Source organism: Halomonas sp. MMSF_3323, from assembly GCF_030733595.1.
Lineage (GTDB): Bacteria > Pseudomonadota > Gammaproteobacteria > Pseudomonadales > Halomonadaceae > Halomonas > Halomonas litopenaei.
The window spans coordinates 66,128-77,709 of sequence record NZ_JASHIT010000027.1 but is presented as its reverse complement, the minus strand read 5'-3'; the positions used below and the strand labels follow the sequence as shown (position 1 = coordinate 77,709).

Below are 11,582 nucleotides of genomic sequence, written 5' to 3'. Positions count from 1 at the left end.
CCGGGCCCCGTCGAGGGACTGTCGGGTGAGTTGCACCCAGGCCGTCAGGCCGCCTGCAGCCGCTTGGTGCGACGGTGGTGGCGTACCGCCAGCACGACCGACAGTGCCGCCAGCAACAGCAGGCCCAGCGAGATAGGACGGGTGAAGAACAGCATCCAGTTCTCGTCGGACATCAGCGCGCGGCGCAGGTTGGTCTCGGCGATGGGGCCGAGAATCACGCCCAGTACCAGCGGTGCCAGCGGGTAGTCCAGCTTGCTGAGCACGTAGCCGAAGACGCCGACACCGAGCAGCAGGTAGACGTCGGTGACCCGGTTGTTCAGCGCGAAGGCACCGATCACGCAGCACACCAGGACCACCGGCACGATGATCGACTTGGGCACCTCGGTGACGCGCAGAAACCAGCGCATGCTGAACAGACACACCACCAGTACCATCAAGGCGGCCACCAGCATCGCCATGAACATGCCGTAGACCAGATCACCGTGATCCATGATCAGGCGCGGACCGACGCCGATGCCGTGGACCATCAGCGAGGCCATCAACACCGCGTCCACCGCGCTGCCGGGGATACCGAGGGCGATCATCGGAATCAGGCCGCCACCGGAGGTGGCCGAGTTGCCGGACTCCGAGGCGATCACCCCTTCCGGCGTCCCGGTGCCGAAGGCCTCCGGGGTCTTCGAGGCGCGCTTGGCCTGGTCATAGGCCAGCAGGTTGGCAATGCTGCCGCCGGCGCCGGGCACCGCACCGATGAACACCCCGACCAGTGAAGAGCGCACCAGGTTGACCGGATAGCTTAAGGTTTCCTTCAGCGCCGCCATGGGGTTGAAGTGGACGTCGTCGGGCATCAGCGCCTTGCCGTGCTTGACGCCCTCGGCGTCTTCCACCTCGGACAGCAGCTGGCTGACGGCGAAGATACCGATCAGCACCACCAGAAAGGGGAAACCGTTGGCGAGCAGGTCCGAGTCGAAGGTGAAACGAGCCACCCCCATCATCGGGTCGGAGCCGACGGTGGCAATGAACAGTCCCAGCAGGCCGGTCATCAGGCCCTTGAGCATGGACTTGCCGACCAGGCTTGCGACCACCGTCATGGCGAAGATGATCAGCGAGAAGTACTCCCAGGCGCCCAGCTTGACGGCGATCAGCGCCAGCGGTGGGGCGGCGATGATCAACACCACCACGCTGACCAGGGCGCCGAAGAAGGAAGCCCAGATACCCAGCGCCAGGGCGCGGCCAGGCTCGCCCTTGCGCGCCATCGGGAAGGCGTCGAAGGTGGTCGCCACCGACGACGGCGTGCCGGGGATGCCGAGCAGCGCGGCGGAGATCAGGCCGCCGGTGTAACCGCCGACATAGACCGCCAGCATGGTGGCCACGCCCTGCAGCGGGTCCATGGTGAAGGTCAGCGGCAGGGTCAGCACGATGGCCATGGTGATGGTGAAGCCAGGAATCGCCGAGGCGATGACGCCGGCGATGACACCCAGCAGCATGGCGAACATGGTCGAGAGCGTAAACAGTTGGTCCATGCCGGACAGCAGCGCATCCATCATGAGCAATTTCCTCGAGGAGTCGTTGCCGCCTCAGCCGAACAGGCCGCGGGGCAGGCTGATGACGAAGACGTCGCGGAACAGGGTGTCGACCCCGAGCGAGAACACCAGGGCGACCACCACAGCGATGGCCAGGGCCTTGAGCGAGCGCGCGCCCAGAAGCCATTGACCCGCCAGCAGGAAGGCCAGCGAGGCCAGGCTGAAACCCAGCCAGGGCAGGGCGATGATGTACACCGCAAACAGCGCCAGCACAGCGAAGGCCAGCCGGTGACGCCAGATCCAGGCGCCGACCTGGCCGCGCTCACCGGCGCTCTGGCGCAGGAAGGCACGCGCCTCCTTGAAGGCGATGGCCAGGTTCAATGCCACCAGCGCCGCCAGTACCAGCCGCGGGAAGCTGCCCGAACCCAGTGGTTCCCACATCGACGATGGCAGCGCCTGGGCCCTGACAAAGAGCGCGGTGAACAGCGCCGCCAGGGCGATGTTCAACAGCACATGGGCCAGGGGACCACCCCGGCCCGGGGCGTGCCGCTCCCCGGAAGGGGAGCGGTCGGTGGTGCTCTGGCTCATCGTGCAAGCTTCCCTGACAGACGCTCGATGGTGGCGTTGCTGGTCTCGAGGTACTCGGCGAACGCCTCGGGGCCTTCGAACACCACACTGGCGCCGGCGTTGTGTACCGCCTGGGCGAAGGCCTCGTCCTGGCTCATGGCCTCGAAGGCCTCGGCCAGGGTGTCGATGCGTTCTTCCGGGGTGCCCTTGGGTGCCAGAATGCCGCGAATGATGTTCAGCTTGAGCTCAGGATGGCCGAGCTCGGTGAAGGTCGGTACGTCCGGCGCTTCGGGCTGGCGCTCCTCGCTGCCCACCGCCAGGAATCGCAGGTCACCGTTCTTGACGAACTCGCCGCTTGAGGAGATGTCGCCGATGGCGGCGTCGATGTGGCCGCCGACCAGGGCGCGGATGCGCGAGCCGGTGCCCTCGAAGCCGACGTAGCGGAATTGCAGGTCTTCGGCTTCTTCCATCATGGCGGCGTGGATATGCGGCACGCCGCCCAGGGTCACGCCGAAGCGGACCTCACCCGGATTGGCCTTGGCGTACTCGACGAACTCCTCGAAGGTGGTGTAGGGCGCGCCGGCAGGAACCGTCAGGTACTGGGGTGACTGGGTGACACCCGCCACCGGCTCGAAGTCGTCGTAGTTGAGCTGAGTCAGGCCGGTGTGGTGGGCCACCATCAGGCCTTCATGGACCTGACCGATGGTGTAGCCGTCGGCGTCACGCCGGGACAGTTCCTTGAGGCCAGTGGTGCCGCTGACCCCGGGCATGTTGATCACCGGGATCGGCTGACCAAGCTGGGATTCAGCGTGGTTGGCGACCAGGCGCATCAGGGTGTCGCTGCCGCCGCCCGGCGACCAGGGCACGATGAATTCCACCGGCTTGTCAGGGTAGGCGTCCTGGGCCACGGCCACACTGGCGGCGGCCAGGGCGGAGGCAGAGACCATCAGGGCCAGCGCGGTCCGGGTGCAAGAGCGGCGGGAAAGAGCGGTCTTTGACGGGGTACGGTGCAGGGTCATGGGATTGTCCTGTGCGTCGAGGGCTTTTGTCTGTGATTGTTGGGATGGATGGTCGGGTTGATTGTTATGGGTGGATCGAAGGTCACGCGTGTTGTTGTGGATGGATCGGTGGTGTCGTGTCGTCTCTCAGCCCAGCAGCAGGGCGCCGTAGCCCAGCCCGAAGCACACCACCAGGGCCGGGTGTACGCGGGTCTTGAGCAGCAGCAGTGCTGCCACAGCGGCGATGATCAGGGTGTGCACCAGGCCCGATGTCGCCATGCCCTCCTTGAGGAAGCTGACGGTCAGGTAGGCCATCAGCACCATGACGACAGGACGGACCCACTGGCTCATGGACTTGACCTTGATCGAGTCGCGGTAGCGATAGAGGGTGCCCAGGGCCGCCAGCATCAACAGCAGCGAGGGACCGACGGTGGCCAGCACCGCCACCATGGCGCCGCCGGCGCCGGCTACCTCATAGCCGATATAGCCGGCCATCTTGGTGGCGATGGGGCTCGGCAGGGCATTGCCCAGCGCCAGCGTCTCGGCGAAGCCCTGGTGGGTCATCCAGCCGTAGGTGCCGACCACCTCGTTCTCGATCAGCGGAATGATCGCGGGGCCACCGCCGTAGCCGACGATATTGGGAATGAAGAAGGCCAGAAACAGCTGCCAGTAGATCATCAGGTACGACCTCCTTCAGGGGCGTTGCGGGGTTTCTCGGGCCTGAGCAGGGCGGCGATCAGGATGGCGCCGATGATCAGTCCCGGGTGCACGCCAAGACCATAGATCAGGCCACCGGCGGCCACTCCCATGACCAGGGTGGCGACCACGCCGAGCCCGGCCCGGGACTTCTGGAAGAAGTCGAAGGTCAGCTGGGCCATCATCACCATCACCACCGGCACCACGCCCAGCCCCATGCCCTGCACCCAGCGTTGGTCGCCGTAGCGGCTGTAAAGGCCGAGCAGCGCGATCATGGCGAAGATTACCGGCACGATCACCGCCACCACCGCATTGATGGCGCCGAACACCCCGCCGACCCGATAGCCGATGTAGCCGGCCATCTTGGTGGCGATGGGCCCCGGCAGGGTATTGCCGATGGCCAGGACATCGGCGAAGGCGTCGTCGTCCATCCAGGCGTGGCGCTTGACCACCTCCTGGTGGACCAGCGGGATCATCGACGGACCTCCGCCGAAGCCGAAGATGCCGATGCGAAAGAAGGCGGCAAATAGCGAAGCTTGTACGCTCATGGGTCAGAGCACCGCGATGGTGGCGTCGGTGCGGGGCTCGGTGCCGCCACAGTAGATGCCGGTCTCGGGGTCACGCAGGATCACCTGGCCACGGCCGTAGCTGCGGCTGTCGGTATCCACCTGCATGCGATGACCACGTGCGGCCATGGCACGTACCAGCGGTGCCGGATAGCCGTGCTCGATACCGATGGTACGACCGCCCATCCACTGCCAGCGCGGTGCGTCCAGCGCCGACTGGGGGTTGAGGCCGAAGTCGACCAGGTTCATCACTACCTGGACGTGGCCCTGGGGCTGCATGAAGCCGCCCATCACGCCGAAGGGCCCCAACGCCTTGCCGTTTCGGGTCAGGAAGCCCGGGATGATGGTGTGGAAGGTCTTCTTGCCGGGCTTGAGCACATTGTCGTGGCTCTCGTCGAGGCTGAAGTCGTGACCGCGGTTCTGCAAGGCGATGCCGGTTTCCGGCACCACGATGCCGGAACCGAAGCCGTGATAGTTGCTCTGGATGAAGGACACCATGTTGCCGTCCGCATCAGCAGTGGCCAGATAGACGGTGCCACCGGCCCTGGGCTTGCCCGGCTGCGGGTCGATGGCCGCGTCCTGGATCAGCTCGCGACGGGCCTCGGTGTAGGCGTCGGACAACAGCTCCTCGACCGTGTAGGTCATGGCCTGTGGCTCGCTGATATGGGTCTTGCCGTCGGTGTAGGCGAGCTTCATCGCCTCGAGCTGACGATGCAGCAGTTCCGGGTCGTCGCGGTGGGACGCCGGATAGCCATCGAGCAGGCGCAGCGCCATCAGCGCCACCAGGCCCTGGCCATTGGGCGGGATTTCCCAGACGTCGACGTCGCGGTAGCGGGCCGAGATCGGGGTGACCCACTCGGGCTGATAGGCCGCCAGGTCGTCCTTGCGCAGATAGCCGCCGGTGCGACGCGAGAAGGCGTCGATGGCCTCGGCCAGCTCGCCCCGGTAGAAGCTCTCCGCCTGACTCTCGGCGATGGCCTCCAGGGTCCTGGCCTGGTCTTCGTTGCGAAACCACTCACCGGCGTCGGGAGCGCGGCCATCGAAGGTAAAGGTGTCGAACCAGGGCTGGGTGGCTTCGCCTTCGAGGTGCTTGTGGAAGGTCACGGTGTCGCGCTGCCACAGGCTGGCGATGACCGGTGACACCGGAAAACCGTCGCGGGCCAGGCGAATGGCGGGTTCGAGCAGGGTCTTGAAGTCCAGCTTGCCGAAGCGGCGCGACAGTTCGGCCCAGGCGGATGGCGTACCGGGCACCGTCACCGGGGTCCAGCCGTAGAGCGGGACCTTGTCGTGGCCGGCCTCGACCAGTGCTTCCCGGTTCAGCGCCTGGGGCGCCACGCCGCTGGCGTTGAGCCCGTGCAGCTCGCCGTTGCCCTGATCGTCGTTGGCGATCCACACCAGCGCGAAGGCATCGCCGCCGATGCCGCAGCCGGTGGGCTCGACCACCGTCAGCGCGGCGGCGGTGGCGATGGCGGCGTCCACCGCGTTGCCGCCGCGGGCGAGCATATCGCGGCCGATCTGCGCGGCCTGGGGCTGGGACGCCGCCACCATGCCATCGCGAGAATAGGTCGGGCTGCGCCGGGACGGGTAGGGCGTGGCATCGGGGTAGGGAGTGGACAGGGAGCTGGGGTTCGCGCGCTGGGAAGACATGGCGTCTCTCTTCAAGGTGGCTGACTCGAGGTCGCTGATCCAAGCTGGATCGGATCAATCGTTATTGGTGTTAAAAATCGATTTTATGACCCGACTATGCCGCGCCCTCGAAAGGCCGTCAATCCCCTGAAGAGCGATCCAACGGTTCGGGGCCCGGCAAGGCGGGCCCCGAGTATGATGGCGGGTGTGATGTTCATCGTGGCCGCGATCCAGCAGTGACGCAGGCCCTGGCGGAATATCAGGCCCCGGAGGCGGAGCCGGCCGGCTGGCGCTCGTCGCTGCCATGACCCAGGGTCAGGCCGGTGAGTACATAGAGCAACGAGAAGGCGATGGCGCCGTAGCAGAGGATGGCGTAGACGAAGAAGTCGGCGGTGGCGACCCCCAGGGTGGCGGCGGTGAAGGCGCCGGTGACGCCCCAGGGCACCAGCGGCGACAGGGTTGTGCCGGTGTCCTCGAGGATACGTGAGAGGTTCCTGGTCGGGCTGCCACTGCTGGCGACCAGCGGGCGCAGCAGCGGACCAAGCAGCGAGAAGGTCACGTAGTAGCTGCCGGTCAGCAGAAAGGCCAGGCTATGCAGCGCCATGGAGCCACCGAGCACCTGGCGCCGTCCGGCGTGGCGTCGGGCCAGGTAGGCGATGGCGGCGTCCAGGGTGCCGGCACTCTTGAACGGGGCCCCCAATACGGCGGCGGCGATCAGCACCGCCACGGTGGACATCATGCCCTGCAGGCCACCCCGGGACAGCATCTTGTCGACCATGGCGACCCCGGTATCGGCGACGAAGCCTGCGTTCATGGCAGAACCGATCTCGGAAAGGCTCGCGCCCTGGAGCACCACCGCGATCAGCGCCGCGCTGACGATGCCGAGCATGAAGGCGGGCAGCACCGGCTTCTTGGCCAGGATGCAGCCGAACACCACCAGGGGCGGCAACAGGGTCAGCAGATTGTCGCTGAAGGTGGCGGCCAGGGTGTCGATGATCGCCTGGGTCTGGGTCGACATGCCGTCACCGGCGAGGGTCGCCCCGGAGGTGGCGACGTCGCTGCCGAGCCAGGCGTAGACCACCAGGGCGATCAGGTAGGCCGGCAGGGTCGAATACAGCATATGGCGGATGTGGGTGATGATATTGACCTCGCATACCGCCGAGGCCATCACCGTGGTATCCGACAGCGGCGACAGCTTGTCGCCGAAGAAGGTGCCGGTGACGATGGCACCGGCGGCGTAGGCCGGGGGAATGCCGAGTCCCAGCGCGACCCCCATCAGTGCCACGCCGATGGTGCTGAGGGTGCCCCAGGAGGTCCCGGCCATGACCGACATCAGCGAGCATGACAGGCAGGCCACGACCAGAAAGAGCCCCGGCGTCAGCGACTCGAGGCCCAGGGTGACCATGGCAGGAATGGTGCCGGAAAGCATCCATACCCCCACCATCATGCCGACGCTCATCAGGATCAGAATGGGCACCAGCATGGCCTGGATGCCCTTGAGCAGATCACTTTCAAGGCGGGACCAGGCGATCCCCCAGGCAAGGCATAGCGTCATGGCGATGGCGCCGGCAACGATCAGCGCCACCGCGGTGGGAATGCCAAGACCCATGATGCCGACCAGCAGACTGCCGATGGCGGCGATGAGCAGAATCAGATGGCGAGGGCCAGACAGCGAGACAGCGGGCGCTGTCGAAGGGGAAGCGTCTTGGGACATGGGCGTGTTCCGTTGCTGTTGTTGTGGTGAAGGGGACAGGCTCCGCCCTGTTGGGTCAGGGCTTTCTGTGTCGGGGCATTCTGTGTCAGGGCCTGTTTTGTCAGAGATATCGACCCTTGTGGAAGAAATATCTCGATCGTTGTAAGAAATATCGTCTACTGTAGTTAATATCGATATTTTGGAAAAACTATGGCCCAGCGCTTGGCGAACGTCAATTGCCGACGTACTCTGCAAGCCTGTTATTTGCGAGTGTTGTCATGATCAATTCCCAACCAGCCGAGGTGGCGGCGAGCGGCGAAACGGCGGCGAGCCAGGTGTTCAGTGCGCTGAAGCAGGACCTGATCCGTGGGCGTTTCGCGGCGGGGGAGAAGCTCGCCATCAGCGCGCTGAAAGAGCGCTACGAGGTGGGGCTGAGCCCGCTGCGGGAGGCGCTCAACCGGTTGGCCGCCTACGGCCTGCTGGAGCAGCACAATCAGCGCGGCTTCCGGGTGCCGCCGCTGTCGGCGGAAGAACTCGAGGATATCTCTCGGCTACGTATGCAGCTGGAGTGCATGGCGCTGACCCAGGCCTTCCAGGAGGGTGACGCCGAGTGGGAGTCGCAGTTGCTGGCCGCCAGCCATCGTCTGTCGCGGGCCAACAAGGCCCAGGGCGAGATCGAACAGTGGGAGCAGGCCCACCAGCGTTTTCACCGCACCCTGCTGGCGCCCTGTGGTTCACACTGGCTGTTGCGCTTCATCGAGCAGTTGCACGATCAGTTCGATCGCTATCGTCGTCTGGCACCGGGCAACCCGGAGATTCGTGACCGCCTCGATGCCCAGCACGGCGAGCTGGTCGAGCTGGCGCTGGACCGGCGTATCCACGATGCCCGCTACCTTCTCGAAGATCATATCCGTCAGTCCTGGGAGGTCGCCAAGGGCGCCTGCGAGCAAGGCTGATGGCTCGCTGATGGCTCGCCCAGGAAGCGCTGGAAGAGGCGAATGGCGCGTCAGTTCCCGGAGGTCGCCAGGGGCGCCTGCCAGGGGCGCCTTCAAGGGATGCCTGCGACGGATGTTAGCGCCTAGCGATTGGAAGGATGCAGCTCGAGGTAGCGATTCTTGGAGGGCAGCAGGTGCTGCCGGCATAGCTCGCGCAGTGCGTGGCGGTCCTGTTGGCGGATCGCCTCGATCATCGCCTGATGCTCGTGGCGCGCGCGGGACAGGCTGTGGCTGTCGGCGATGGCGATAAAACGAATGCCGTGGGCCTTCTGGGCGAACTCGTTGATGGTTTCGTAGAGGTAGGGATTGCCGGTCGCCGCGAACAGGGTGCGGTGAAAGGCGATATTGAGGTGGAATACCCGTCGCAGATCATGGGCGTCCACGGCAGCGCTGTAGCGCTGATGGATGTCCTCCAGTTCGCTCAGCCACGGCTCCGGCGCCGGTAGTGGCAGGGCGTCGACACCGGCGAGTTCGAGGATCTCACGCATGGCGTAGAGCTGCTCGACCTCTTCGGGCGTGTAGGCCTTGACGAAGGCGCCGCGGTTCCTGATGCGTTCGACCAGGCCGATGCTCTCGAGCTGGAACAGCGCCTGACGCACCACGTGGCGCTTGCAGTCGAAGCGCTCGATCAGGTCCTCCTCGACCAGCCGCTCCCTGGGGTGCAGACGCCCCAGCACGATGTCCTCCTCGACACTGCCGACGATGTCCTCCGCCACTCTGGTGGCGCTGGGACGACGGGTGCTGTTGGAAGGGTCCTGCACGCTGACCTGGCTCATCTCGCATCCTCTGCGATCACGATGGTGAAGCGGCGACGAGACGGTCCCGTCGCCGACTCCAGTCTATCAATAGCGCTCACCGCCTTCATCGGCTCGAATGACTTTCCTCACTCCTGGGTCGGCACGCGACAGTGGGACTCGGGGCGGCACACCTTGAAGTCACAGCCCTGGTCGGCCTGCAGGATCTGCTCCATGAACAGCCGACGATAGCCGAGCATCGGTGGCTGCTCACGCGGCGGGGCCGTGGTCTGCTGGCGGCGGCTCTCCAGGGTCTGCTCGTCCACCTCCAGCGAAATACGGTTGGCAGAGACGTCGAGTTCGATGATGTCGCCGTCGCGCACCAGGCCCAGCGTCCCTCCTTCGGCGGCCTCCGGCGATACGTGCAGCACGATGGTGCCGGCGGCGGTGCCGCTCATGCGTCCGTCCGAGATGCGCACCATGTCCTTGACGCCCTGGGTGGCGAGCTTCTTCGGGATCGGAATGTATCCGGCCTCGGGCATGCCCGGAGCACCCTTGGGGCCGATGTTGGCCAGCACCAGGACGTCGTCGGCGTTGACGTCCAGGTCCGGATCGTCGATGCGCGTCGCCAGATCCTCCAGCGAATGAAAGACCACCGCCCGTCCGCGATGCTGCATCAGCTCCGCAGACGCCGCCGACTGCTTGATGATGGCGCCGGCCGGGGCCAGGTTGCCGCGCAGCACGGCGATACCGCCTTGTGCGTAGACAGGGCGGGAGCGTGGGCGCACCACTGGCTGCTCGACCAGATGCACCGCCGCGTCGATGTTCTCGCCCAGGGTGCGACCATTGATCGTCATGGTGTCCAGGTGCAGCAGGGGCTTCAGCTCTCGCAGCAGCGTCGGCAGGCCGCCGGCGCGATGCAGATCCTCCATGTAGCCCTCGCCGGAGGGCTTGAGGTCGACCAGCACCGGCGTCTCGCGGCTCATGCGATCGAAGGCGTCCAGGTCGATGTCGATGCCCAGCCGACCGGCGATGGCGGTCAGGTGGATCAGACCGTTGGTCGACCCTCCCAGTGACAGCAGCACCCGCAGGGCATTTTCAAAGGCCTTGGGGGTCAGGATCTGGGAGGGCGTGACCCCGTCACGGGCCAGCCGTACCGCCTCGGTCCCGGACTGCTCGGCGATGCGCTGGCGGTCGGCGTAGACCGCCGGCGCGGTGGCGCTGTTGGGCAGCATGATACCCAGGGTCTCGGCCAGGCAGGCCATGGTGCTGGCGGTGCCCATCACCGAACAGGTACCCACGGTAGGCACCAGCTTGTCGTTGACCTCGCTGATCTCGGCGTCGTCGATGTCCTGGCCGCGGTAGGCCGCCCAGTAGCGACGGCAGTCGGTACAGGCGCCGACCCGGGTGCCGCGATGGGAGCCCGACAGCATGGGCCCGGTGACCAGCTGGACGGTGGGTATATCGGCGCTGGCCGCCGCCATCAGCTGGGCCGGCACTGTCTTGTCACAGCCGCCGATCACCACCACCGCATCCATCGGCTGGGCACGGATCATCTCCTCGGTGTCCAGTGCCATCAGGTTTCTCAGGTACATGCTGGTGGGGTGGGCGAAGGACTCGTGCAGGGTGATGGTGGGGAACTCCACCGGCAGCCCGCCGGCCAGCATCACCCCTCGTTTCACGCTCTCGACCAGCCCCGGCACGTTGCCGTGACAGGCGTTGTAGCCACTGTAGGTGTTGGCGATGCCGATCACCGGCCGCGACAGCGCATCGTCGGTATAGCCCATGCCCTTGATGAACGCCTTGCGCAGAAACAGCGAAAAGTCGGCGTCACCGTAGTTGGTCAGGCGGTTGGACATGCCCCGGGTGGCGTTGTTGTGGTTGTTGTCTGAGTCCTGGCTCATCGATCGGTCCTCGTATCTTTAGCGCTGGCGCCGAACAGCCCCTTCGCAGGAGGGCGTTGCGTCGTGGTTCGCTAGCTAGGTTAGGACGAGAAAAGATGGTTAACAAGATTATTGACAATTTTATTGGCGACCGTCTACGTTGAATCTGGCAGTCACGACGTGCCCGGCGCCTTCGCCCCGACTCAGCGCCCCAAGACAGCGCCCCAGCGTCCTGAGACAGGGCCCAGCGCTCGAAGACAGCGCCTGAGCAGGTGCGCGATGACCGCGCCCGTCGCACGTACCA

10 protein-coding genes are annotated in these 11,582 nt (G+C 65.8%); 1 reads left to right on the top strand and 9 read right to left on the bottom strand.

The genetic code is table 11. The features are described 5' to 3' along the window. Positions 1-44: 44 nt before the first annotated feature. The 7 genes from RBB39_RS14525 to RBB39_RS14495 form a co-directional block, all read right to left on the bottom strand. Positions 45-1,544, bottom strand: a complete 1,500-nt coding sequence (locus RBB39_RS14525) for a tripartite tricarboxylate transporter permease (protein WP_239452564.1) — start codon at positions 1,542-1,544, stop codon at positions 45-47. A gap of 30 nt (positions 1,545-1,574) precedes the next feature. Beyond that, positions 1,575-2,108, bottom strand: a complete 534-nt coding sequence (locus tag RBB39_RS14520; protein ID WP_052704387.1) for a tripartite tricarboxylate transporter TctB family protein — start codon at positions 2,106-2,108, stop codon at positions 1,575-1,577. After that, entirely contained in the window at positions 2,105-3,106 is a 1,002-nt protein-coding gene (locus RBB39_RS14515) for a tripartite tricarboxylate transporter substrate binding protein (RefSeq protein ID WP_045993338.1), read from the bottom strand. The genes RBB39_RS14520 and RBB39_RS14515 overlap by 4 nt, the downstream gene beginning before the upstream one ends. 126 nt (positions 3,107-3,232) lie before the next feature. Beyond that, positions 3,233-3,763: a chromate transporter gene (locus RBB39_RS14510; protein WP_045993337.1), complete on the bottom strand. Its 531-nt coding sequence runs from the start codon at positions 3,761-3,763 to the stop codon at positions 3,233-3,235. Next, complete coding sequence (locus RBB39_RS14505) at positions 3,763-4,329, bottom strand: chromate transporter (RefSeq protein WP_045993336.1); 567 nt, start codon at positions 4,327-4,329, stop codon at positions 3,763-3,765. Before RBB39_RS14505 ends, RBB39_RS14510 begins: the two co-directional genes overlap by 1 nt. 3 nt (positions 4,330-4,332) lie before the next feature. Continuing rightward, positions 4,333-5,994, bottom strand: a complete 1,662-nt coding sequence (locus tag RBB39_RS14500; RefSeq protein ID WP_045993335.1) for a gamma-glutamyltransferase family protein — start codon at positions 5,992-5,994, stop codon at positions 4,333-4,335. Between the two features lie 238 nt (positions 5,995-6,232). Further along, positions 6,233-7,687: a Na+/H+ antiporter NhaC family protein gene (locus RBB39_RS14495; RefSeq protein WP_045993334.1), complete on the bottom strand. Its 1,455-nt coding sequence runs from the start codon at positions 7,685-7,687 to the stop codon at positions 6,233-6,235. 257 nt (positions 7,688-7,944) lie between these two features. Between RBB39_RS14495 and RBB39_RS14490 the strand changes: the two genes are divergently transcribed. Further along, positions 7,945-8,622 (top strand): GntR family transcriptional regulator, encoded by a 678-nt coding sequence (locus RBB39_RS14490; RefSeq protein WP_045993333.1) that lies wholly within the window; start codon positions 7,945-7,947, stop codon positions 8,620-8,622. 122 nt (positions 8,623-8,744) lie between these two features. Here RBB39_RS14490 and RBB39_RS14485 read toward each other — a convergent pair whose 3' ends face one another. Both RBB39_RS14485 and RBB39_RS14480 read right to left on the bottom strand, forming a co-directional pair. Further along, positions 8,745-9,437, bottom strand: a complete 693-nt coding sequence (locus RBB39_RS14485; protein ID WP_083970460.1) for a GntR family transcriptional regulator — start codon at positions 9,435-9,437, stop codon at positions 8,745-8,747. A gap of 107 nt (positions 9,438-9,544) precedes the next feature. Further along, a complete protein-coding gene (locus tag RBB39_RS14480) occupies positions 9,545-11,299 on the bottom strand; it encodes an IlvD/Edd family dehydratase (RefSeq protein ID WP_045993332.1) in 1,755 nt (584 codons plus the stop codon). Positions 11,300-11,582 lie beyond the last annotated feature (283 nt).